This window comes from Acinetobacter sp. YH12102 (assembly GCF_013419125.1).
GTDB classification, from domain to species: Bacteria; Pseudomonadota; Gammaproteobacteria; order Pseudomonadales; family Moraxellaceae; genus Acinetobacter; species Acinetobacter pseudolwoffii.
Genome location: NZ_VPAS01000015.1, coordinates 23,683 through 48,835 on the forward strand (window position 1 = coordinate 23,683; position 25,153 = coordinate 48,835).

Sequence of the window (25,153 nt, forward strand, 5' to 3'; positions counted from 1 at the left end):
ACTCACTTCTTAGTATTCTATATTAAAGTTAAAATATTAAAATATAAGTAAAATGAGATAAAGACATAATGTCACACCCATTTGATGATGCTGAATTTGCAACCGTTTTAAAGCAGAAAGTTTCTAATACTTCCTTGAAGGTTCTACTTTTTGTGAATAAGTTTTATACCAAAATTTATGTAAATAACGAAAATAATGATTGGATAGAGTTGGGGTATGGAGAATTAGGAAGAGAAACACGTGATTATCTAAAATCACTAATAAAGGCTAAAAGAGTAATGATACTTGAGTCTGCTACTAAAGATCTGACATTGGAGAAGCCTAAGTTTGAAGATGCGCAAGATTTATCCACTTTAAAGAAACTTGATGAATGGATCAAGATTTCTATCAATTTGACTGCAGGTAGATTGGGAGAGGTAAAAACTCATACTAAAAACAAAGTTATGTATGATGCAGCTTGGAGATGTCAATTCTCAGGTTGTGGAGTTGATTTAAGAGAACATTTAACTTCTAGTATGAGTGGAAACTATAGCTATTATGCTCATATTGTTGCATCTTCTGAGGATGGACCAAGGGGTAATAGTGATTCTGAAAAACTTGCGGATGAACCAACCAATATCATGCTTTTATGCGATAAGTGTCATCGTTTAATAGATAAAATTGAGCCTCATAACTACAGTGTTGAAATTCTAAGAGATATGAGGGAAAAAAGTGTAAACGAAGTAAAGCGATTATTAGATTGTTTGAAATTTCCAGAAGCGGAAATGATAGTTATTGGTGGAAAAATCGAGGGGCAACCTTTTATTTTTAATAGTCAAGATGCTGAGGAGGCTATGTGGCGACAAGAAATGAAAAGCTTTTCTCAACCGCACCGAATTTTAAAGAATCCAGACTATTTTAGTGCATCTAATAACCCAAATTATTGGGTGAATATATTTGAATTATTTAAATCAGAAGATTTTCCTATTTTAAAAAAGATATTGCACAAGGCTGCAAATGACTATAGACCAAAGATACTAGCAATCTTTCCATTACATGGAATGTCGGTTTTAATTTTGAGTGGGAGAATTATAGGTGATGCTTCAAGTATTGTGTTATTTCAGTTTCATAGACAAAAAGTTTTTGGTAAAGGCAAACAATGGGCATGGCCTGAAGTAGTTGAACCACAAGGTAATAAGTTTAAAGTCATAACACATAAAGACAACCTTGATGGAGAAAGTGAAGCTCTTTTATTGGTGAATATAACTGCTAAAATCCCTGAATCTGAGTTGCCTGAGTATTTATTTAATAATGGATATACTCTACCAACCATAGAAATAACACTTGATGAGTGTTCTTTTAATGCTATCTGTCACCCGAAAGATTTAGAGCATTTAGGTGAAGCGATTGATAGCGCTTATAAAAAGATTCAAGATGAATGGAGACTTCAGAAAGTTCACTTAATTATGGTTGCACCAACGACTGCATGTGTACGCTTAGGTCAAAAAATGCAGGCTCGCCATCATGCTGATTTTATCTTATATGAACGTAAACCTGGTACTGGCAACAAAGGCCCATTTGAACCTACTATCCAAATTGGTGCAAAAAAAGTTAGTTTAGTTGGAACAGATCAGGAAATAGATATTTCCTAAATTTTACTCAATAAGTATGCCTTGAACTAGAATATGACTATTAAGAAAAAAGAAGTTTTCATCTCAGTGGATGTAGAAACATCAGGTCCTATACCAGGTGATTATGATCTATTGTCAATTGGCATGTGTTTGGTTGATAAACCAACTGTTAATTTCTACTGTGAGTTAAAGCCAATCTCAAACAAGTATGACCCTGAAGCATTATCAGTGACAGGGTTTAACTTAGATACTCTATTAAGTACAGGGTTATTGGCAAATGTGGCTATGGCTGAGTGTTGTAAGTGGATTGATCAAAATGTTACAGCCAACGAAATACCTATGTTTGTTGGTTTTAACGTTGGATTTGATTGGTCATTTATAAACTATTACTTCCATAAATATCTAGGAAATAATCCATTTGGCTATACCTCAGTAGATATTAAATCTATGTATTTTGGCTGTTTTGGTGGTGATTGGTCAGAAACTAAATCAAGTAAAATAGTTGAAAAGTTAAAGCCGAAATTTACTGGTAATCATCACGCTTTGCAGGATGCGATATTTCAAGCAGAGTTATTTAATTTAATTTTAGAAGAAGTAAACAGAAGGGGGTGAATTATGAATTTGGTAGCACAAGCGCAGCATCCAACACAAATAGATAGTTGGGAAGTGGTTTTAATTAATATTGTTCAAAAAATTTCATTAACTCCTGCTCAATACGATCTAATAACAGATAGATATAGTAATCTACAAGCGATTTTAAATGTAGCTGAAGATGAAATATTAAAAGATGCTCATATTTTTGTACAAGGTTCAATTGGATTAAAGACAACAATTAAGCCAGCTCCTGAAGCAGAAGGGGATATGGTCAATGTTGATGCTGATGCTATTGTCTTACTTCCTAACGCACAAAATGTAGATTCAAAAGAAGTATTAGATGCACTAACAAGGCGTTTCGAAGAAGGGACTAGAACTAGTACCCCCATTAAACCTTTGCGTAGAGGCATTAGAATTGTTTATGCAGATGAAAATCCAGGTTTCCACATAGATGTTACACCAGCACGAAATGCACGAGGTAATGGTCAATCAGCTGGTTACGGAAATTTAGAGGTCCCAGATAGAGAGACTGGTTGGAAATGCAGTACACCTCGTGATTATTCACTGTGGTTAGAAAATTTGGCTAAGCTTGAAATCCAAATCATTCGAAAAATGGCTGATAATAAAGTTCTGATGGATAGTGCAACTCAAGATCCATTGCCTTTGTATGAAGACTACACTGAACATAATCCATTAAGAGCAACTATTAAATTACTAAAAAGACATCGCGATCAGTGGGCATTAAATTCAGAAAGTCCTGAGTATCGACCGATTTCTGCAGTGATAACAACTCTAGCTGCCAAAGCATATGAGAAAGTTTATAAAGAATCCCAGGCTCAGGCTCTAAGGCCAATTGAGGCAATTGTAAAAATCATTGCATACATGCCGCAGTTTATAACTCAAACTGAAGATGGTTTTGCTGTTCTTAACCCTATGGATAAAGGCGAAAACTTTGCCGAGAAATGGAATCGTCCAAATGGTGAGGGCGAATCTTATCGAGAAGCATTTTTTGAGTGGCATTCACAAGCTTTAGAAAGTATGAAGATAGGGCTTTATGATCTAGAAAGTCAAAAGAACTTCGAAGATAGACTTATTGAAAGCTTTGGCATCCCAAGAACGTTTATTCAAGAGCAAATTAGAAATGTTCCTGATAGGTCATGGACATTACCAGGGAGAAATTCAAATGTATCTCTCAATACAATTTCATTAGGTGCCTTAGCTGGGACGTCATCAACAGCTGCTTCTGTACATACATCAACAGAACCAGTGGGTCGTCTTGGTTAATATGAAAAAAATCACTCCAAAAATACAACAAGGTGTAGACTTTTTACACCAATATTTAGGCCAAGATGCTTCATCTTGGCTGAGAGTAGTAGATCCAAAGGACAAGGAAGTTGTGGCTTATGAGTTTCCTTTACCTGAGGACTTCTTAGGTGTTTCACGAATACTCAGGATTAGCTTTTGCGAAGGCTTTCCAACAGTTGGATTGCGTCTACAGATAAGTCCTTCACCTTGGCTCTTATGGCCCCATGCAATGCGACAATCTTTATGTTTGTATGGATTTGGAGAACATCCAGCAGCTAATTCTCCTGAGAGTGTAGTAAATGATGCATTGAAAAGGCTATTAAAGATCTTAGAGCTAGTATTGCCTTCCTCTAATATAGAAGAAAGAAACGAGGAATTTTATAGGGAAATAAGTTCTTATTGGAGATTACAATTAAATTTTAATAACCATCAGCTTGTTGTTTTGGAACATCCCTCAACTAATGGTGAACTTTTTGGACTCACTGATCAAAGGGGAGGAGTAAAACGTCATCAAGTTGTATGGTTAGCATCGCAGCAACCAATGATAGAAAAACATCTTTCTAAAATATTAAACAGGGTAGAGAAAGTATCGGTTTTAGCACCAGTGGCATATTTTATTCGCTTAAATTCTTATCCAACTGTTGAAATTCCTAATTCCAATAAAGTCTTTGAATGGATTGAAAATCATATATCTTCAGTAGATTTTCAGAAGTTATTAGAATGGGATAAAAGAAATAATAGTTATCCTATTAGATGGTTGCTATTAGAACTCCCGAATACTGAGCCACCCATTATTCAAGCGATAACTCTTAAACACAAAGGTATCAAAAGTGATAGCCATCAAGTTTATGGTAAACGAGCTGGACGTCGATTACGTGAGCAACAGAATAACAATGTAACATTGTCCAGTTTGGAACATAGTCCAGTTCATTTGCTAGCAAAAAATGTAATCCATTCAAGAAACATAGAACTATCAAATAATGATATAGCAAACAAAAAAATAGCAGTGATTGGTGCAGGTTCTTTAGGTAGTTCGGTCGTTATGCATCTAGTGAGAGCAGGTATTACTAACATCACCATTGTTGATCCTGATAGATTTGAAAGTGCAAATTTAGGAAGACATATTTTAGGGGTAGATGATTTAGGTAAATATAAAACCCAAGCATTAAAAGAGCGAATCCAAAAAGATTTGTCTCATATCACTATTACATCAATTCCACAATATATTCAGTATGAATGTATTAAGAATATTGGCATGCTTGATGAAATGGATGTGGTGGTAATTACAACTGCTGATTGGAATTCAGAAGAGTTTATATGGTTATTGCATGAAGTTAGGCAACCTAAGTGGGCTTTAATCCAAGCTTGGGCTGAGCCTCATGCAATTATAGGGCATGTGCTGATAACTAGGCCAAATAGTATTGTTGATGGACGCTACTTATTCGATGAGCATGGAAGCTTTTTACACCGACATTCAGAATGGAAGGATAATGGGGTCATCCCACTTCCTGGTTGTGGAGAAGCGTTTATCCCTGGTGGTCCTATTGGAATTAATACAATAGCGGCAATAACAGCTCAATCGGTATTTGATGTACTTACTGGAAAAGTAGAATCTGAGACATGGGTTACTAGTATAGGTGATATTGAAAAGATACGTGAATTGAATGGTATGTACGTTGGACCGAATGTACCTGAAGGTTGTAAGCAAATTGTCATTTCCAGAGAGTGGCCAAAGGAGCAGTGTACTAGTGAGCTATGATCTAGCTTGGGAATGGCGATGGAAAACGCTTGATGTTGAATTAAAAGTGTCCACAGAGGTGGTAGACATATTCTTTTCTCATCAACAAAAATTAAAAGAAGATGAGAAAGGCGGGCAGTTATTTATTGATACAAGTATGTCGGATGGTTTATGGCTTGCAGTAGCTACACCTCCACATAATTCTGACCTTTCTGGTCCCACATGGTTGGAACTAGATGTCAATAGGTGTAAGCAGGAGGCTATTGAGTATCAAAATCAAGGGTTAGTTTTGGTAGGATACTGGCATACCCATGCTGAGTTAACCCCTAATTTGTCCCCGCAAGATATAAAAAGCTTTCGTGAATTCTCACGAAAGAATATTAGCTCGTTACCGAACCCTTTAGCTGTAATTATTGGTAATGGTAGTAATCGCGATACAATTAGAGCTTGGTCCTTTCAAGAAAATGGGATGATATTGGCTTCTTTAAAATAGAGCAATATCCGATCGAGTTTGAACTAATATAGTTAATTATAAGAAGCATAACCTCCAGTTCAATTTCTGTTTTCACAGAGATGACCTTATACATGAGATATACAATTGGTTATATTAATTGAATTAAAATTTATTTATTTCAAATACTTATTTTTGAGTTAGGCTGACGCCATCATAAATTAATTGAATTTTTTTTAAACTAATTTAAGTCTTAAATATATGAACTAAAGATTACAGTAGTAATCTTTAGTTTGTTAAAACCTGCTATTTATAACTTTTATACTGGGTAAAATTTGGTAAAAATCTAACTTAATTTTCTCTTAATTATAAGTTTTTAAAGGAAACGGAAGTTGAGTTAAGATGCCACCATCTCAGCAAAAAAAAATCAAATAAGAAAAGTAGATATTCAATAAATTAAATAATTTTTAAGCTTTATGACATCACCTGTCATTTTCTCTTTCTATATTTGTCTTGTTTAGTTGAGGCTCTTAAGCTTAATCAACTGCCGCAATGAAAAGTACTCAGGAAAAGAAAATCGATATGATAATACGTTCAGGCCCATTTACCAATAAGCATAGGAAGAATGCTTTAAAGCGTATTTTTAGAGCATTAATACAGGGAAAAATAAAGTGGGCTGAATTAAAGAGATTCTATTTAGCAATGTTGCACCTAGAACGTTATTTAGAAAGACTAAACATTGTTTAAAATAAAATTAATGGTTTTTTTGTTATTTATTGTGAATTTTTGTTTTTGTAATGTGTTATATTTCAAGCATATCAAAACCTTAAAAGTTTGGTATATGTTTTAAATAATTAGAGAAAATTTATGCAACGTGATGATTCTATTCATGAGCGTTTAGCTGACCGATTAGCAAATATTTTAACAAAGTTAAATATGGGGTATCAGTTAAGTATAAAAGAGCTGGCATCTGAGTTTGGGGTAAGTACACGTACTATTTCGAGAGATTTTGATCGCATTAACACTTATTTGCCTTTGTTACAGGATAATGAAAATAAAAAATTTTACCTAGATTTAAATTATTTGGGAAAAATTGCTCCAAAGGATATCCGTAATTTTGCACAGCTCTCAGGAATTAGTCATTTGTATCCCTCATTGGATATGTCTTTTCTGCGTGAGCTTTTAGATAGTCGAGCGCATCAGATTTATAGTGCTAAGGGTTACTCTTTTGAAGATGCTAGTCAGTTTAAAGAATTATTCAAAGTTCTTGGAAAAGCAATTCAAGAGCAGCGACAAATTGGTTTTCTATATAAAGGAGAATCTAGACTGGTTCAACCTTATCGCTTGATTCATCATCATGGTAGCTGGTATTTGGCAGCAGTTAGAAAAGATCAATTACGTACTTATCGCATTTCACATATTCAACTTATGCACGCTACGCATGAATATCCTCAATTTATTCCAGATCAAGATATTGTAAAAGTTGTGGAAGATGATGACAGCATCTGGTTCGGACAGGATAAACAGGAAATCATTTTATCTATTGATAGTCAGGTTGCTTTTTATTTTAAACAGAGATCAATACTACCTGAGCAACAAATTGTAAGAGAGTTGGGGGATGGTGGGTTGTTGGTTTCTTCTAAAATTAATCATGATATGCAGTTATTGCCTTTAATTCGTTTTTGGATTCCACATCTTAAAATTGTAAATCCAGAAAGATTGCAAGATGAGATGGAAAAGGGACTAAAGGAATATTTAGAGCGTAGGAGTTCATAATGGCGTGGAAGCCTAAACCAATGAAAATACAATGCCATCAATGTAAAAAAATAGGAATTTTTGCACCAAAAAGTGATGTGATTTTAGGTTTTCCACGATGTGTAAAATGTGGAATGGTAATGAAAGTTGTAGGAAAAGTGACATTATTAGATTGGGTGATATATCCACTAACTTATATACGTAATATTTAGAATTTTTAGAGCATAAATAATGGACTTAATAAAACAGCAAAATTTAAAAGATGATGTTGATACTTTTATTGGGGAATTATCTCAGACACAAGGATGGAGTAATACTCCAATTTTAAGCCTGAATAAACACCAATGGGATGAAAAATTTGAGCTTAATAATGGCAATGCTCGTTTTTTTCGTATTACTGAGCTTTCTGCCGAAGAAGAAGCAATATTACGACAAGACCTTGAAAATGTAATCGCTTGTTTAGATTGTCCCGATTATTGTTGGATATACTATATTTCGGGTACATCGGAAGGGATTGAACTTTATCTAGGAGTGGTAAATAAGGTTCAAAAATCGGGTGTACATGAATATAGTGAGCTTCTAACCAGCCAGCTAGAGGGGAATCTGACAGGTGTACAACTGGAAAAAGTCAGTAGCGAAGATTTATCTGTAAAAATTATTCAGCCATTACAGGAATCGATATATTTTGGGTTGCTGCATGGCGTACCCTCTCGCAGTATCGACCAGCAATCACAGACTGGGCAGAACATTACACAGGGAATAGACCGTCTTGCTCGTGGTTTGTCAGGTGAGGTCTGGCAGCTTTTATTAGTGGCTGAGCCTGCACAGGAGTTTGAAATTAACCAGCAAATTGATGAATTGTTACAGCTTTCATCTGATTTACATCCACATATCAAGCGTTCACAGCAGTCAGGTGAAAATGACAGTACAACAACTTCAAAGACCACAGGGCGGAGTAGTAGCTATGGTTTAACCAAGAATACAGGAACGAGTTTCTCTAAAACGGATGGTACTGGAGATAGTAGAACTGTTAGCCATTCAAAAGGCGATAATGCTGGAGGAAGTAGAACTAAAGGAGAGAATAGTAGTTATTCTAGTAGTAGTGATACAACCAACTGGGGGAAAAATTCATCTAAGACGATTGCAGATGGAACAAGTACCAATGAATCCCAAACTGTAGGGAAAAATACAGGTAAATCTATTTCTAAAACTGATTCTGATAATAGCTCTACAAGTACTGGTACAAGTATTGGTTCATCAAAATCGGATACGTTTGAATACATCAATAAAAAAATTGAACGTGTACAAAGCCATATCAATGACAAATTGATTGAGCGTTTTGATTTAGGGCGTAGTAAAGGTATGTTCCGTACCGCAGTCTATTTGGCTGCACCAACACCTGTCGTTTATAATCGTTTATCTCGTGCCATGGTATCCGTTTTTCAGGGCAATCAATCGCATTTTTCGCCACTTAAAGTAACGGATTTTTCTTTACAAAAAAAACAAGTTCATAATCTATTTTTAGTACAGCGTTTGCCACAGTCAAATATGAGTAATCAACTGGCATTGATTCACAGTATTCCACAGGCTAAACAGGCATTTTCCGCAGCAACATGGCTTAATGCTAATGAGCTTTCCTTATTGGCAGGTTTACCAAGTCGTGAAGTAGCAGGCATTAAATTACGCAAAAATGTTGATTTTGCAGTAAATCCAGTAAATCCAAAAGATGGTTTTGATTTGGGTGTTGTGGTGCAGCATGGACGTAAGCTCAAAGATAATGTGGTGCGTTTAGATAAAAAATTACTCAATCAGCATATTTTTATTTCAGGGGTTACAGGAGCAGGTAAAACCACCACTTGCCAACAGATTTTGATTAACTCAGGTTTACCTTTTTTGGTTATTGAGCCTGCTAAAACTGAATATCGTAGCTTATCGAAGCATCATCCTGAAATTGAATATTATACTTTGGGTAATGAAAAAGTTTCACCATTTCGTTTTAATCCATTTGAATTATTACCGAATGAGCCTTTATCAGGTCATATTGACATGCTTAAAGCAACATTTGCCGCAGTATTTCCAATGGAAGCTTCAATGCCATATTTAATTGAAGATGCAATTGTTCGTAGTTATGAGCAGAAAGGCTGGGATATTCATTATGATGAAAACTATATTTATCCTGATCCTTGGAATTGTGGTGGACAAAGTTTTCCTATTTTTTCCGAAGTATTATTGACCTTAAAAGAGGTAATTAAATCTAAAAATTTTGGAACTGATTTACAGCAAAAATATGAAGGTTCATTAATTTCTCGCTTAGATAATCTGACCACAGGTGCAAAAGGTCGGATGCTGAATACTCGCAATTCAATTGACATCAATGAGATGCTTGATAAAAAAGTTGTGATTGAGTTAGAGGATTTACGAGATGAACAAGATAAATGTTTAATGATGGGGTTGCTGATTGGGCGTGTGGCTGAAGCAGTTAAACAACGTCATAAAAAAGACCATAGTTTTCAACATCTCACTTTATTGGAAGAAGCACACCGTTTGTTATCTAAACCACAAGGTGGGGAAGATAGTTCTAAACGTTTGGGTGTAGAATTATTCGCTAACCTTTTAGCCGAAGTCCGTAAATATGGTGAAGGTTTGATTATTGCTGATCAAATTCCGAATAAATTGACACCAGAAGTCTTAAAAAATACTAATACCAAAATTATCCATCGACTATTTGCTGCTGATGACCGTCATGCGATTGGTGATACGATTGGTTTAGACGATGAGCAAAAAGAGTTTTTAACCTTGCTGACCGCAGGTGAAGCGATTGTTTATAGTGCGGGTTGGCATGAAGCAGTCAGAGTGCAAGTACATACACCAAATGATACCAATGCACCTGAAATAGATGTGGATATCATTAAACAACTTGGACAACAACGAATATTTACTCAACAAGCAAAACTCTATCCACGTTTATCCAAGCATTATGATTGGAATGAGATTGGGGTAGAAGTCTTTAATCAATATCTAGTGGACGCAACTAGAATGTTAAATTTATTGATTCGTATGGGGATGAAAGCTGACGATTTAGATTGGAAAGCTCGTACCTTTGAAGCAATGCAAGTATTGGCAGAAAAATACCCATTTGTACCTGTAAAACCGACAGTATTGATATTATTTGAAGATATTGCACCGATCTCACCTGAACGTATTTATACACGTAACGCCCAAACAGTGAAATTAAAGGCTGTGGAATTATTTGCAATATTGTGGGATTTAGTCCAGTTAAATTTATTAGAATCTTTAGATGCAGAAAATACGCTCCAGCGGATTTTAGGTGAAGAAAATATTAAGGCTAGTGCAAATATTTGGTTAGATATTGTTGAGATGTGCAATAACATTAAATCAATTTAAGGAGAAATAAAAATCATGGGTTGGTTTAGTAGTTTGATAGGATCTGGTTCATTTTCAAGTCAATCGGAAACACCTGAAGACAATGCCACATATAAAAAATATGCTGCGGAAATCAATAATTTTGAACTGGATCCGAAATTAGTTAAACAATCGGTCAGTTCTAAAAATAGTAGTCTTCAACTCAGTCAAATCCAAGATGATTTAAATGAAATAGATAGTCTTGATGACGTAAAACAACATTTTCAGGAGAAATAAAATGGGTTGGTTCAGTGATGCCTGTTCTGCGGTTAGTTCCGCATTTAGTAGTGTCTGTTCTGCGGTCAGTAGTGCATGTTCTAGTGTGTTAAGTGGGATTTCCAATGTATTAAATAGTTCTTCAGGCTCATTTATTACAGCATTAGCACTTGCTTTACCTATCTCTGGTGCATTAGCAAAAGCTATTACAGCGATAGATGTGATTAGTAAAATTTTAGGAATGTTAGAGCCTAATGAAACCACAGAAGAGATTGGTGATCGTGCGATACAGGCACAGGATCATGGAATTAGTCCTGAGAACTATGCAACTTATAAAGAATATCTGGCTGCGATTAAAAGTTTTGAATTAGATCCTAAAAAATCTGCTGAAACAAGTGACCTCGATAAAATGGCAGCAGGTATTGGCGTACAGTATTGGGGTTTTGAAGAAAAATTTGGGGTTGGTACAGGAGACTTATTATCTAAAACTGTTGAGTCACCAGATTATTTCACAGGAGATCGTTTAGCTAGTTTCCTTGATAAAGTTGAAAATATATCTGATGTTGTCCAGTTTTTTGATGGAAAGCTTTCATCAAATGAACGTAATGCTGTGGAAGATAAATTGATTGAAGCTGAAAAAAGTATCAATCCAGATAAATCAACTGCAAATATTTTAAAAGAACTGAATGACAATACTCAATTTAGGGACTATACCCATGAGTAAACAAAAAGCCACTATTAACGATGACCTACAACATTACTTATGTATTTTGGCATTTAAAGAACATCTGGTCGCATACCAAAGTATGCAATCAGAACCCTGGCAGCTAATTCAAATTAAGGGTGGTCAGCAATATCTACACAAGGATAAGGCGAGTAGCTTAAAAGATGTATTAAGCGATATTTCTGCTAACTTGAATTTAAAAGATGGCTTAGAAAAAGTAAAAGTGAGTCTACTTTATCAACAGGGGCAAGATAAGCTATTTATTGATGCTGTGAAAAACTTACAGGAATATCACTGTAAGACATGGCAAATACTCAACTGGGACAGTATTTATCAATATGCTTTACAGATATTGAATATCGAGCAGGTATTTTTTGATACTCAAACAGTCGATCATCCATGGGTACAAGATCATATTTTGCCATTGGTTTGGCATGAAAACAGTATTGAGCACCAACAGCAGGCTTTAGCTGCTTTACGTCAGGAAAAAAATCAGATTGAAGAGCAGCTTGCATTAATGCGCTCTGATGCAGAACAAGCCTTGGCTCAACAAGTGAATAAACTTGAAAATGATAAGCAACAGTTACAACAACAGATTGTTGATGCAAGAGTGCAATTGCAAAAATTGCAGCAGCCTGACTTAGAAAGCCTTTTGGTTTTTCTACCTGTCATTTTTAAAGATTTCTGGAATGTGGTACGTCCTGATGAACTGGCGATGATTGTTGGGGTACTTAATACGCCATCAGTGCCATCACCATACCATTCACCAAGCCTAAGCACAGTTCAACAAAAGAAACGTCAATATTTAGCACTGTCAGAAGAAAGTCAGGGCAAAATTTTGGATTTATGTCGAGAGTTGGTACATAACCATAATGCGTTACAAGTACATCAGGAATTTAAAGCTTTAGTCGGGGCATTGGATTAATTATGGCAAAAGATGACAACATGCCTACTAAAAAAGAAATCATTCAATTTCTTGAACGTGTAGAACAATTAAACGAGGACGACAACGTGTTTAAAGAAAAATTGGGTGGCTTATTACGCAAAATTGTTGGTAAAACAGCAACCCAAAATGATACTTCGCCTATACGACATGATACAAAATCGGAAAATCATTTATTATCAAACTCAAAACTGACAGAGCTTGAACAGCGTATCCATGCTATACAGCAGGATAATGATAACTTAGGTCAAAAAATAACACAGCTTAAACATACTAATAAGAAATTAGAGGAAGAAAATATGGGGATTTTGGATTTATTTAAGCGAAAAGAACAAGATGTTAGTCATTTACAGCAGCAGATTAGTGGATTAAGTCAAGACAACCAAAAGCTTAAACAAAATAATGAGTCTTTAAGTACTGAAAATCAAGATTTAAATAAAAAACTTGGTTCATTTAACTGGGCAAATTCACTTAAATCAGAATTTAATTTTTTAAAACAAGTACAGTCACATCCAGAGCTTGCCAGTATTTTATTGCCAAATGGTGATGATAATGTCCTGCAATTAATTGCGATTGCATCTCAATGGAATAATGTGTTACGAGTTTGGGATGCTTTAGCAACACAAATTAAAAATACACAACAAGCAATTTCTGTAACAGAACAGCAGATTATTGAGCATGGTTTGGCTTTATTTAATCTGACTCTACAAAGTAATCAGGCAACCTTGAAAAATCCAGAGTTTGGTGAAAGTTATGATTATGATATTCATCAAAAAGTATCAGGTAGTGGTGGAAGTATTGAGCAAGTATTACTCGCAGGTTTATATAATGCCGCAGGCGAAAATGTAAGAGCTGCAATAGTAACTACACGTTAATTTTAGAAATGAATAAATTCCCTTTATATAGCAAAGAGACAAGGAGGAATAATGATGAATAGAAATAGCCTAAGAATAGGGAAGTCATGAGTCAACTCACCAATACGTATGATGTTTATTTACCTAAAGCCAAGCAACAGGTATTACAAAAACTTATAGCAAGTGACATCAAGAATAAGCTTGCTGAAACAGAAAAAGCATTGGTGAGCTATTTTAAGACACAACGTTGGTGGATAATTAATAATGGTGAAGCTATTTTAGATAACCAAACTGGGCTATTGTGGCAAGGTAAACCTAAATCAACGCAATATAAATATGACCAGCAAGATGCTGCACAAATGAATATTGGCCATATTTTGGGTTTATCACACTGGCGGCTTCCAACAGCATCACAATTGGAAAATTTGGTTAAAACTGAACCGAAATTTCCATTAAGGACAGGAGAGTATTATGAAATAAATAACTGGTGGGCATGGCTTACATCAGATAAAAAAGTAGCAAAGTTAAAAGAGAAAAATATTGGCTTTGGTCAGTTTTTTGAGAAAAGAACTAGAAATTTGAATAACTCCAATTTTGGTTATGCCATTTCTTCTGTATATCGCTCAAGAACTGAAGAATATAATGAATATCAAATCGCTAAAGTTATCTCAGTAAGCTCTTTCTTGAAAGATTTTTCTGATATTGAATGCATCAACGCATTTTTGGATATGGGTTGGAACTTTCAATCACACGCAGTAAGCAATGGAGATACAGCTTATAAAGCATTCTTAATGACTCTATCAAAATATAAATTATTGTTATCATTAAACTCAAAAGAGCAATTAGATATTATTACATCGTGGAAAAATATTGATTATTTTTCTGTTCGCTTACCTGTCATAGATGCTCCAGTTTTTACTGATAATCATAAAGGTTTATGGGAATTCTACGCTCCAGAATCTCAACAGGATAAATTTAATAAAGTTCAGTCCGAAACCTCTGTACGTGGTCGAAATCCTGCTTTAGATATTCAACATGCACCCGTTGCAATTGACTTTGGTACAAGTAGTACGGTCGTTGCCATTCGTCAAAATGGGCGCGATGAATTATTACGTATTGGAATACAGGAAAAAGACTTAAATAAAGCGATTAGTGCAGAGCAATTTGAAAACCCAACGATTTTAGAGTTTTTAAACCTTAATGAATTTCAAACTGCATGGCAAAGTGAAGCCTATCGTCCTTTGGTTAATTGGGATCATGTACATTGTTCGCATGAAGCCAAAGCCAGTTTAAATAATAATAAGGAAGCAGATAGCAAGGTTATTTCAAGTATATTCCCACGTTTAAAACAATGGGCATTACGTGATGCTCAACAAACCAGAGTTGTGATTACAGACCAACAAGGCACAGAATATACGGTTCAACCATTAACGGAATATAACCCTGTTAAAGGTCAAGCGATTCAAATCAATCAAAACTACCCTGAACTTGATCCAATTGAACTCTATGCTTGGTTTTTAGGTATGAATATCAATTGGCGTGGTCGTGGCATATTTCTTGATTACTACATGACTTTTCCAGTCGCATATCCAATTGAAGTAAAAGATAAAATTCTGGCTTCTTTCCGCCGTGGTTTAATGCGGAGCTTGCCAGAATCATTAATTGCTGATGAGCAGTTTAACCAGTTTAGTGTTCGGGAATGGGCTTCTGAACCTGCCGCCTATGTAGCCGCAGCTTTGGAAAAACTCAATATTGAACCGACTGAACAAGGCGTTGCTTATGCTGTATTTGATTTCGGTGGGGGTACAACCGATTTTGATTATGGTATTTATCGGGAACCAAATGAGCAGGAAGAAGATTTATACGACCATGTGATTGAACACTTTGGTGCATCGGGAGACAAGTTTTTAGGCGGTGAAAACTTATTGGAAAACCTTGCTTATATCGTTTTTAAATATAATCAGGAAATTTGCCGTAAACAAAAAGTGAGTTTTACTAAGCCATTAGATGTCGAGAAATTTATTGGCTATGAACAGCTTATTGACGATAGTCAAATGGCTTATACCAATACGTCTTTATTGATGGCAGCATTACGTCCATTTTTAGAAAAAGGTCAATTTGCGGATGGTTTTGCAGGAGCTTTGGACATTAAATTGCTCAACCGAAAAAATGAGGTTGTCAATTGTCAATTTACGGTCAAACAAGATGAATTGTTATCTTATTTAAAAAGCCGTATCTATCAAGGCTTCGTTAATTTCTTTGTAGAGCTAAAACAGGCATTTACAACACAGCATCAAGCTTTACCTAAAGTTATTCATATTTTGCTAGCAGGAAATGCTAGTCGTTCCAAATTGGTGAAAGAATTATTAGTGGGTATTGAAAAAAAAGATCAAAACCAAACCACACTATTAAATCTAAGCACAATTTTTCGTCAGGATATTCCTGAATTTAAAATTCATTATCCACTAGATGCTGACCTTAAACACCATGATGTTATTACTGCAAAAACAGGCGTAGCATTGGGTTTATTACGCCTTTGCCCAGGAGAGGGCTTAAAAGTCATTAACCATGCCATAACAAATGATGATGCAAATAGTCCATTCCAGTTTTATGTTGGTCGTCAAAAACGTGGAACGTTTGAAGTCAAGCTAAAACGTGGCGATGCCTACCATCAGTGGCAGCAAATTGGTGCTGTGAGTGAAGATGGGATATTCCTATTACTTTATAGCTCTTTAGCTCAAGCCTTAACGGATGAAGGAATGAAACGAGGAGCAACGGGTCTATTTGACCAGCGTATCCGTTTTGCAGGTAACACCGCAGGGCAAAAAGTTTTCGCTCGTATTCTCGCTCCAAGTGAAATTGAATTGTGTTCAGCAAGTGATCTGGACGAAATACAAGTAACAGGTGGTAATAATTTGCAGCAAATTAAATTGTCATAGGGACATAACCTGTCCCAACCAAATATCAAAATTTAGAAATAGTTAAATCGGGGAACATTAATGAGTCAAAGTTTTGAAACTTTTGTACCAACTTTAAAACATCAAAAACTACTTGCCACCGTAGAAGCAATTGCACTTGAAAAGGATAAGGTAGAAGATACGATAACGCTCAAACAAGCGACTGAAGATGCTGTAAAGTATTTTGAACAATATCGTTACTGGTCGATAGATAATGCAGGTATTATTTTTGACAGAAAAACAGGTTTATTGTGGCAAGAAAAGAAGACAGTAAATAATGCCACTGAAATGAAACAACTAAATTTATTAGGTTTACAAGATTGGAAGTTTCCAACACAAGGTGATGTAAAAACAATTGTAGAAGATAATAATAATCATTGGCGAAAAAATCAAAATAGTTATTATCTTCTAGGAAGTTCAATTATACAATTAAGCGAAAATCAAGCGATGTGGTTGGATAGAGATTATCCCTCCACACATAATAACACTGGATATTTAATTTTAGCGATAAATTTATACCTCAAAGGAAAATCTACACTACAAATTTTAAAAACATTCAACAAAAGGAAATGGGATTATAAACCTTATAATGTTAATGCTGCGGTAGAAATTAGTATATTGCATAAAAATGCAAATATTATTAACCAATTGTCAGAAAAAACCTATAACTACAAACCTGAACTAAGCATTGCCCAAGTCTGGCAAAATATTGACTATATCAGCAGCCGTCTACCAAAAATTGACGCTCTAAAATTTACTGATGTTGAACAAGGCATGTGGGAGTTTTTTGTTCCTAAAGCTTTACAGGGTAAATATAAAAAAGTTCAATCTAAACAATTCTGCCGTGATCGTAACCCTGTTTTGGATATTAGGGAAGCCAATGTCGCAATTGATTTTGGTACAAGTAGTACGGTGGTTGCCATTCGTAAAAATGGCAAAGATGAATTATTGCGTATTGGGATGCAGGAAAAAGATTTTGCCAAAGATGTAATTACTGACCAACAATATGAAAACCCGACTGTTTTAGAATTTTTGGATTTACAAAACTTTTTGAATGAATGGCAGAGCGAAAGTTACCGTCCATTGGTTGATTGGGATAATATCCATTGTTCACATGAGGCAAGAGCCGCATTACGCAACAATAATAGTAATACCAAAGTGGTGAGTAGTATTTTTGCTCGCTTAAAACAATGGGCTTTGCGGAATGAACAAACAGCGAAAGTTCGTTTACGTGACCAACAAGAGTATGAATATCAACTACAACCTTTAACTGAATATAATCCTGTCAAAGGTCAGCCAATTCAAATCGGTAAAGATTACCCACAACTTGACCCAATCGAAGTTTATGCGTGGTTTTTGGGAATGACCATTAACTGGCGAGAAAGGGGTATCTTCCTCAACTATTATTTAACTTTTCCTGTGAAATATTCCAATGAGGTGAAAGCCCGAATATTGGCAGCATTTCGCCGAGGACTACAACGTAGTTTGCCTGAATCATTGATTTATGATGAACGCTTTAATGAGTTTAGTGTGGAAGAGCTGGCTTCTGAACCTGCTGCTTTTGCTGCTGCGGCATTAGAGCGTCTGGAAATTGAACCTGATGATGGTGGTGTTTCCTATGCCGTATTTGATTTTGGTGGTGGCACAACCGATTTTGACTATGGTTTCTATCGTAATCCAAATGACGACGAACATGATGAGGGATGGGATCATGTCATTGAACATTTTGGTTCATCAGGTGACCAATTTTTGGGTGGTGAAAACTTACTAGAAAACTTAGCATATCTGGTATTTCAAGCGAATAGCAGCGAGTGTAATAAAAAGAAAATTGCATTTACTAAGCCATTGGATGCAGAAGTTTTTGCAGGTTCAGAACTACTCATCGCACAAACACAGGCTGCTTATACCAATACCACGCTAATGATGTCTAAACTAAGACCATTATGGGAAGCTGGAAAAATTGATCTTGATTCTAAAGGAACAGAAACGTTTAAACTGATTAATAAAGATGGGCAAACTGTAGACTGTGAGATCGCAATTAAACAGGATGAACTGATTAAGTTTTTGGAAAATCGTATTCGTCAGGGTTTAAAAGACTTCTTTATTGCCATGAATGTTGCCTTTAAACAGCAGCATCAAAAGTTACCTGAGCTGATTCATATTCTTTTAGCTGGAAACTCAAGTCGATCACGGATGGTATTAGGCCTGTTAGGACGTTTGGATGATGAGAAATCTAAAGCCTTACATCAATTGTTATTGGCAGATTTAGCAGAGATTTTTGAAGAATTACCTGATCTGGAAATTCATTTACCTTTAGATGCTGATCCTAAAAATGCTTATGCACCAACAGCAAAAACAGGTGTGGCGTTGGGGTTGTTACGTTTGTGTCCAGGGGAAACACTAAAAGTTGTCAACCATGCTGCGGAGGATAATACCGATAGTCCATTCCAATACTTTATTGGTGCATTTAGACGAGATACTTTGCAAGTGGCAATTCATCGTGGACAGACTTATCAGGAGTGGGCGGAACTCGGTAAGCCACTCAATGGCGTGTTGGTTATGGGTTATACAACTTCATCTAGCGCAGCGCTTGAAAATCAAGTTAAGCGTGGTGATAAAGGTGTGTTTGAACAAAATTTACGATTATCTGGTAATGTGCAAGGTCATAAGGTATTTGCTAAAGTACTTTCACCAAATGAAATTGAAATATGTACAGCGCAGAGTTTGGATGATGTTCATCGCCAGCAGACCAATAACAATCGTATCATTCAATTAAGTATTTAATTCAATAGATTGTGGTTGTTTACTGTAGGGTAAGCAACCTATTTTCACTTTCATTTTGCTTTGAGAAACAAACATGCCTTCAGATATCCAACAAACCTTTAAACTAAACCGTGAACACTTTAATGAAGATTTTCGTTTACGTATCCATCGTTCATTAAGCTGGTTACAGCGAGCAGAACAGGCCAAACAAGAACAGGACTTTGATTCACAGTTTATTTTTCTGTGGATTGGTTTTAATGCTGTTTATGCGAAAGATTTAGGTGCAGATTTACGCAGTGCGGATAAGGGGGCATTTGTACAATTTATCTATCGGATTTGTTATTTAGATAAAGAACAGAAAATTTATTATTCAGTTTGGAATACCTTCTCAGGTAGCATCCGTATTTTGTTAAATAATAAATTTACCTTTCAGCCTTTTTGGGATTATCACAATGGTTTAATCACAGAACAGATTTGGGTCGAAAGTTTTGAACGAAACAAGAAAAAGGCATTAAGTGCTTTAAGCCAAAAAGATACTCCGGAAATACTCATTGCTGTTTTTAATCATCTATATACTTTACGTAATCAAATTATTCATGGCGGAGCAACTTTTAATAGTACAGTGAATCGTGCTCAACTTAAAGATGCCTGCAATATTCTAGCGACATTAATTCCTGAAATGTTGAAAGTGATGTTAAATCATTCTCATGATAAAACATGGGGTAAGCCATTTTATCCTGTAGTAAAGATTGCTTAGGTATAAATATCAAATGATATAAAATATTTAATTTTATTAACTTAATAATATTTTAAAAAATTGGAATGTGGTCTATTAGGGTGATCTTATGAATCAAAAGATATCAAATGAAAATTTATTGGTTGGCTTAAAAAAGCAACTTCAAAAGGTTTTATTTAATCAACAGCAATTATTACTAAGTTTAGAGCAGAATGATTTAGTCCCACAGCATAATGCCGAGAAGCCTCGTGTATTTGATAACAAGACAGTACCTGAAATGAAAAATGTATTACAAGGAGAATATACAAAACTCGAAAATTTCGAAGTTGTATTAGCTGTTGTTGGTACGATGAAAGCAGGTAAGTCTACAACTATTAATGCGATTGTTGGTCGAGAGGTTTTACCAAATAGAAACCGTCCTATGACTGCGTTACCTACACTCATAGCACATAAAAAAGATCAAAAAGAACCGATTCTTACTTGTGATGTAAAGGACATTAATAAATATATTGCAAACCTTAAAAAAATTACACTATCTAAATTTCAAACAGATGAGAGAGTAAAAAGTTATAAAGAGATTGTCGAACTAATCCAAAATATACAACAAGGTTATAAATTTAAAAAACAATATAAAGGCGAGGAAGCAATTTTTAGCTTCTTGGCAAACTTAAATGATCTAGTTCGTTTATCTAGAATTATTACTGATAGCTACCCTGAATTAGGATTCCCTTTTGCTGCTTACAAAGAAATTAATTCTTTACCAAGGATCGATATTGAATTTACTGAATTAGCTAAGCAAGAAGATCAGTTAGGTAATCTCGTTTTATTAGATACCCCAGGGCCAAATGAGGCAAATATACCTGAATTAAGAAATATTTTTGAGCAGCAGTTGAAAAGAAGTTCTGCCGTAATGGTTATAATGGACTATACACAACTTAAATCTCAGGCTGATGCAGATATACGCGAAGAGTTAGAAAAATTACCAAAAATTGAAAAAGATCGCTTGTTTGCATTAGTTAATAAATTTGATCAAAAAAATGCAAATGGGGATGATCAAGAGACTACAAAAAATATTGTGTGTAACGATTTATTAAAAGATAAGGTCCATCATAACAATATTTATTGTATTTCAGCTCAGGATGCTTTTTTATCAACAAGGCTTCAAAATTACATTAACATGCATCAACAAAAACCAAGTTTTGATGAATTGGAATGGGTTCAAGACTTTGCAAAAAAAACCTATGGTACGAAGGCTAAGCGCTTCTGGGAAGCCTCTGAAATTAATGAAATAATAGAAGATAGTCAGACTTTAGCATTTGAAAGCCAAATAGCAACTCCTTTGGAAATGGTAATTCGAGAGAGTTATAAAAATGCGCCTAAGATTGCAATGCAGTCAGCTTTAAGAGATGTGGACAATATTTTTTTAAATATCTCTAATTATTTTAGTGTACATGGATATTTTAATAAAGAATATCAAATGACTGAAGGTGAACTAAAAAAAATCAAAGAATCTTTAATTAAATTAGATAAAGATAAGACTATTCTTAAAGAACAGTCGAAAAGATCAATTAAAGAGGTGAGTAGTACTGCAAAAAAGTCTTTAAATGAGATTGATTTGAAGTTTAATAAAATTAAGGAAAATAGTTCTATTATTATTAAATCTGAAATAAATGAAACAGTTAAATTTTTTCTACAAGAAAAAGAAGAGGAATATGGTGATAAGGTTGGTAAGGGTAGAGTAAGTAAATTTTTTAATGCCGTACTCTTAAATGAAAATTACTCGAAAGATAAAAGCCAAATTAGTGCAGATTTAGAAGATCTTAGGAAAGCTTCTAATACTACGGAGAATGATAATATTAAGCTTAAAAAACCTGAGATGGAAAAACTAAGTTTGAAAATTGATAAAAAAATACAAATTCTAGAAATGGGATATAAAAAATCTTTGAATGATGTATTGAATCCTATTTTAGTAAATTTCAATTCACTCATTAGCGAAATAAATAGTGATGTCATTGAAAATGTCTCACAAATTAGTCGAGAATTTGGTAAATCTGGAATTGAAATCGAGCTTTCACCTTTAGAAATTGATTTTGAAAAAACAAAAACATCCATGAATCTTAGTTTTTTAGATTTATCTGATGAAAAAATTGAGACTAGACGAGTAGAGGCTACATCAACATTTGCTGGGGCTAGAAGATGGCTAGGTGGTTTTTTTAGAAATAAATTAAACTATGAAAATGATTGGGGATATGAAGAAGAGAAAACTGCTTACCTAGAGTTAAAAATAGAAAAAATTTATCAACAATTAGATAAGCAACTTTCTGCAGAGTTGGTTAAACCTCTTCAATCTCATTTAGAACAGTGCTTCCAGAAATTTAATACAAAACTAGAGGAAGATTTATTTTATATCAATTTACAAATTGAAGAGTTAATTAATGAATTGCAATCTGCATTTGATGCTGAACAACTGCCATATGAGCAAAAGAAAAAACGTAAAGACATTATGAAAGATATAGATAATAGGAACAAATCTATTCAAATTGAAATTAATACAGTCAAGAAGAATTTACCTGTATTACTTGCTGGAGGAATATTATGAGTTCATTTGAAAACTTGTTAATACAAGATCAATCTTCTGAATTTAAATTCTTAAATGAAAAATTGATTGTCGATTTTGTGAATGGTATTAATATTTCTCAAGATTTGCAAAGTGTGATTAAGAAACGCTCATCACACAGTAACCGATTTTTTGATGCTGTTTCAGGGAAAGCGTATTTACGACAAGCACATTTAAATGATCATGTGCTTACAGGTTTGCGTGCATGTGAAGGGTGGTTAAACTCTTTATCTCACAATATGTATGAACATTCTGTTGCTATTTCACACATTTCAAGCTCTTTAAGTAAAACTCAACAACATTTAGCAAAAGTTACAGATGTTGTCATTGATATTCGAGATCAGGTGGGGATTCTTAGCCAACATACACAGGAGTTGATGCAGGATATTCAAATAATAAAAACAGCAGATGCTGCTAACGCACAATTGGATTTAGTGTTTTCATCATGGGAAGCTGGTGATCTAAACAATTATTCTATAATAGCGAAATCTTATATTTCATTAGATAATTTATTTTGGGGAAGCTTTTCAAAAATTGTAAATCTTCCTAATAAGGGTGATTATCTAAAAAGGTTGAGGAATAGATTAGTGACTTTATTAAAAAAAGAGTTTGTAACGAAAAGTGGAGATCAGATTTTTTTACGTGAAGATTGGATCCATTGTGAAAAACAAAGTCAAAATCAGCATGAACTTTTAGAATATATGGGAGACTGGAGTTTAGCTAAACCCACAATTGTACCAAATACTTTTTTAGCAACCCAATGGGATGTTTTAGATGAAAAAGAAATAAAAAGACCTGAGGTCAATCACTTACCTTTTCATGTTGCAGATATTAATACGGTTGCTGATAACATGATTAATGAGTTTTTTAAGGTGAGAAAAAATGGCTAAATTAGGGTTGGTGCTCTCTGGCGGGGGGGCAAAAGGGGCTTATCATGTTGGTGTTATTAAAGCCTTACAAGAACTAAATATCCGAATTGATATGTTATCTGGTGCGAGCATTGGCGCTTTAAATGGAGCAGTATTATTATCAGCTAAAGATCAAAGATTAGGGTTGGCTCATCTTGAACAACTTTGGGATAAACTTCCCGAAGTGCAACCAATACAATTTAAAGGAAAAGAGTCTGTATCTGATTTTTTTGGTTTAAAAAAGAATATTAATATATCAACCTATATTAGCCTTTTACTAGCTTCAGGTTTAAGACTTGCTACGCCTGTAGGAATCCCAGCAACGCTATTAGCACTTGCTTTTGAACGGCTAGATATTAAAGATTTAGAAGGCATTTGTAAGCAGGAACCTTTGTTTGAAATGATGGAGGAATTTCTAAATTTAGAAAATTTGAATCATTCTATCCCTTTTTATATATCGACTTATAAAATTAAAGATTATGAGAAAGCAATTGATAGATTGAAGGAAACATTAGCTGCAACTGTGAGTTTTCTTAAAGCAGAGTTTTTAGGGGTGGATAATCAATTTTCTGAATTCTACAAAATTCAAGATTTAACTCAAGATAAACAGAAGAGTTATATTCTTGCATCGGCTGCACTGCCTCTTATTTTTTTGCCTCAAAAAGATGGGCAAGGAAATAGATTCGTAGATGGAGGATTAGGAGGGGCCTTAAAGTCACAAGGTAATACTCCAATTACTCCTTTAATCGAAGCTGGATGCACACACATTATTGTTTCTCATTTGGATCATGGGTCACTTTGGCATCGGTACGATTATCCTCAGGTTAATATTATTGAAATTAGACCTAATGAAAAGTTAGATCTTTCAGCTGCGAAGCTTTTGGATTTCTCAAGAGCAAACATCGAGAGATTAAGGCTACAGGGATATTTAGATACAAAAAGCGAGATGGGGCGAATTTTGAGTACTTTTAGTAATATCAAAAATATTGATAGTAATAATTCCACACTTAAAGCGAGCATTAAAATGTTAAAAGATACTGAGAATAGTTTAGATGAAATTATGAAACATCTATAAGACGGACTTTGAGTTAAATTTGGGTAAGGGTGAACCGTACCGGGTTTGTCGGAGACCAAGCTTTCTGAGAGAATGTCCCGATGAAAAAAGTAAAATATACCCCTGAAATCAGAGAAAGAGCGGTTCAATTATTGATTGAATCCGAGAAAGATTATCCATCGAATTGGGCTGCGATCACCGCTATTGCTCCCAAGATAGGTTGTACTCCTGAAACACTACGTGTTTGGTATCAAAAATATTTAGATAAACAAAATCCAGTTAAAGTACAGCAGCTTTCAGACCAAGAACGTATCAAACAACTGGAACGCGAAAATAAAGAACTGCAACGCGCCAATGAAATTCTACGTAAAGCAGCCGCTTTTTTCGCCCAGGCGGAGCTCGACCGCCCACACAAATAATGGTGGATTTTATCCATAATAATAAAGAGCTGTACGGAGTCGAGGCGATTTGTAGAATTTTACCGATCGCACCTTCAACCTATTAC

At 34.8% G+C, this 25,153-nt stretch carries 17 protein-coding genes, 1 pseudogene and 1 other annotated feature; all 18 genes and pseudogenes read left to right on the forward strand.

Annotated elements, in window-relative coordinates; all coding sequences use genetic code 11:
* The first annotated feature begins 68 nt into the window (after window positions 1-68).
* Complete coding sequence (locus FTU42_RS12815) at window positions 69-1,631, forward strand: SAVED domain-containing protein (protein ID WP_180083503.1); 1,563 nt, start codon at window positions 69-71, stop codon at window positions 1,629-1,631.
* Between the two features lie 33 nt (window positions 1,632-1,664).
* A complete protein-coding gene (locus FTU42_RS12820; protein ID WP_180083506.1) occupies window positions 1,665-2,222 on the forward strand; it encodes a 3'-5' exonuclease in 558 nt (185 codons plus the stop codon).
* A 3-nt stretch (window positions 2,223-2,225) separates the two neighbouring features.
* Window positions 2,226-3,488, forward strand: a complete 1,263-nt coding sequence (locus FTU42_RS12825) for a nucleotidyltransferase (RefSeq protein ID WP_125274887.1) — start codon at window positions 2,226-2,228, stop codon at window positions 3,486-3,488.
* Between the two features lies 1 nt (window position 3,489).
* Window positions 3,490-5,268, forward strand: coding sequence for a ThiF family adenylyltransferase (locus FTU42_RS12830; protein WP_180083509.1), 1,779 nt, complete (start codon window positions 3,490-3,492; stop codon window positions 5,266-5,268).
* Window positions 5,258-5,740 (forward strand): Mov34/MPN/PAD-1 family protein, encoded by a 483-nt coding sequence (locus tag FTU42_RS12835; protein ID WP_373686738.1) that lies wholly within the window; start codon window positions 5,258-5,260, stop codon window positions 5,738-5,740. The genes FTU42_RS12830 and FTU42_RS12835 overlap by 11 nt, the downstream gene beginning before the upstream one ends.
* 825 nt (window positions 5,741-6,565) lie before the next feature.
* On the forward strand, window positions 6,566-7,474 hold the full coding sequence (locus tag FTU42_RS12840; RefSeq protein WP_125274943.1) for a YafY family protein: 909 nt from the start codon (window positions 6,566-6,568) through the stop codon (window positions 7,472-7,474).
* A gap of 210 nt (window positions 7,475-7,684) precedes the next feature.
* Window positions 7,685-10,858, forward strand: a complete 3,174-nt coding sequence (locus FTU42_RS12845; RefSeq protein WP_125274941.1) for an ATP-binding protein — start codon at window positions 7,685-7,687, stop codon at window positions 10,856-10,858.
* A 15-nt stretch (window positions 10,859-10,873) separates the two neighbouring features.
* Window positions 10,874-11,113 (forward strand): hypothetical protein, encoded by a 240-nt coding sequence (locus FTU42_RS12850; RefSeq protein WP_125274940.1) that lies wholly within the window; start codon window positions 10,874-10,876, stop codon window positions 11,111-11,113.
* A 1-nt stretch (window position 11,114) separates the two neighbouring features.
* Window positions 11,115-11,816, forward strand: coding sequence for a hypothetical protein (locus FTU42_RS12855; RefSeq protein ID WP_151730859.1), 702 nt, complete (start codon window positions 11,115-11,117; stop codon window positions 11,814-11,816).
* Window positions 11,809-12,741 (forward strand): hypothetical protein, encoded by a 933-nt coding sequence (locus tag FTU42_RS12860; protein WP_168419107.1) that lies wholly within the window; start codon window positions 11,809-11,811, stop codon window positions 12,739-12,741. Before FTU42_RS12855 ends, FTU42_RS12860 begins: the two co-directional genes overlap by 8 nt.
* Window positions 12,742-12,743: 2 nt before the next feature.
* Window positions 12,744-13,634: a hypothetical protein gene (locus FTU42_RS12865; RefSeq protein WP_168419108.1), complete on the forward strand. Its 891-nt coding sequence runs from the start codon at window positions 12,744-12,746 to the stop codon at window positions 13,632-13,634.
* 86 nt (window positions 13,635-13,720) lie between these two features.
* The gene (locus tag FTU42_RS12870) at window positions 13,721-16,552 is read left to right on the forward strand and encodes a DUF1566 domain-containing protein (RefSeq protein WP_180083515.1); all 2,832 of its coding nucleotides are present in this window, start codon (window positions 13,721-13,723) and stop codon (window positions 16,550-16,552) included.
* A gap of 60 nt (window positions 16,553-16,612) precedes the next feature.
* Window positions 16,613-19,354 (forward strand): hypothetical protein, encoded by a 2,742-nt coding sequence (locus FTU42_RS12875; RefSeq protein ID WP_180083518.1) that lies wholly within the window; start codon window positions 16,613-16,615, stop codon window positions 19,352-19,354.
* Between the two features lie 73 nt (window positions 19,355-19,427).
* On the forward strand, window positions 19,428-20,090 hold the full coding sequence (locus tag FTU42_RS12880) for a HEPN domain-containing protein (RefSeq protein WP_180083521.1): 663 nt from the start codon (window positions 19,428-19,430) through the stop codon (window positions 20,088-20,090).
* Between the two features lie 88 nt (window positions 20,091-20,178).
* A complete protein-coding gene (locus tag FTU42_RS12885) occupies window positions 20,179-22,668 on the forward strand; it encodes a dynamin family protein (protein WP_180083524.1) in 2,490 nt (829 codons plus the stop codon).
* Entirely contained in the window at window positions 22,665-23,576 is a 912-nt protein-coding gene (locus tag FTU42_RS12890) for a diguanylate cyclase regulator RdcB family protein (RefSeq protein ID WP_125275144.1), read from the forward strand. Before FTU42_RS12885 ends, FTU42_RS12890 begins: the two co-directional genes overlap by 4 nt.
* The gene (locus FTU42_RS12895) at window positions 23,569-24,669 is read left to right on the forward strand and encodes a patatin-like phospholipase family protein (RefSeq protein WP_125275145.1); all 1,101 of its coding nucleotides are present in this window, start codon (window positions 23,569-23,571) and stop codon (window positions 24,667-24,669) included. The genes FTU42_RS12890 and FTU42_RS12895 overlap by 8 nt, the downstream gene beginning before the upstream one ends.
* Window positions 24,670-24,749: 80 nt before the next feature.
* Window positions 24,750-25,153, forward strand: a pseudogene (locus FTU42_RS12900) (transposase); the annotation flags it as partial.
* Window positions 25,025-25,141: a sequence feature (AL1L pseudoknot), on the forward strand. Its footprint overlaps the pseudogene before it by 117 nt.

Bases quoted from the DNA above. Each gene is read 5' to 3' on its own strand.
- FTU42_RS12825 (WP_125274887.1), top strand. From the start codon at position 2,226: ATGAATTTGGTAGCACAAGCGCAGCATCCAACACAAATAGATAGTTGG.
- FTU42_RS12830 (WP_180083509.1), top strand. From the start codon at position 3,490: ATGAAAAAAATCACTCCAAAAATACAACAAGGTGTAGACTTTTTACAC.
- FTU42_RS12820 (WP_180083506.1), top strand. From the start codon at position 1,665: ATGACTATTAAGAAAAAAGAAGTTTTCATCTCAGTGGATGTAGAAACA.
- FTU42_RS12870 (WP_180083515.1), top strand. From the start codon at position 13,721: ATGAGTCAACTCACCAATACGTATGATGTTTATTTACCTAAAGCCAAG.
- FTU42_RS12815 (WP_180083503.1), top strand. From the start codon at position 69: ATGTCACACCCATTTGATGATGCTGAATTTGCAACCGTTTTAAAGCAG.
- FTU42_RS12880 (WP_180083521.1), top strand. From the start codon at position 19,428: ATGCCTTCAGATATCCAACAAACCTTTAAACTAAACCGTGAACACTTT.
- FTU42_RS12895 (WP_125275145.1), top strand. From the start codon at position 23,569: ATGGCTAAATTAGGGTTGGTGCTCTCTGGCGGGGGGGCAAAAGGGGCT.
- FTU42_RS12850 (WP_125274940.1), top strand. From the start codon at position 10,874: ATGGGTTGGTTTAGTAGTTTGATAGGATCTGGTTCATTTTCAAGTCAA.
- FTU42_RS12865 (WP_168419108.1), top strand. From the start codon at position 12,744: ATGGCAAAAGATGACAACATGCCTACTAAAAAAGAAATCATTCAATTT.
- FTU42_RS12875 (WP_180083518.1), top strand. From the start codon at position 16,613: ATGAGTCAAAGTTTTGAAACTTTTGTACCAACTTTAAAACATCAAAAA.
- FTU42_RS12885 (WP_180083524.1), top strand. From the start codon at position 20,179: ATGAATCAAAAGATATCAAATGAAAATTTATTGGTTGGCTTAAAAAAG.
- FTU42_RS12855 (WP_151730859.1), top strand. From the start codon at position 11,115: ATGGGTTGGTTCAGTGATGCCTGTTCTGCGGTTAGTTCCGCATTTAGT.
- FTU42_RS12840 (WP_125274943.1), top strand. From the start codon at position 6,566: ATGCAACGTGATGATTCTATTCATGAGCGTTTAGCTGACCGATTAGCA.
- FTU42_RS12860 (WP_168419107.1), top strand. From the start codon at position 11,809: ATGAGTAAACAAAAAGCCACTATTAACGATGACCTACAACATTACTTA.
- FTU42_RS12890 (WP_125275144.1), top strand. From the start codon at position 22,665: ATGAGTTCATTTGAAAACTTGTTAATACAAGATCAATCTTCTGAATTT.
- FTU42_RS12845 (WP_125274941.1), top strand. From the start codon at position 7,685: ATGGACTTAATAAAACAGCAAAATTTAAAAGATGATGTTGATACTTTT.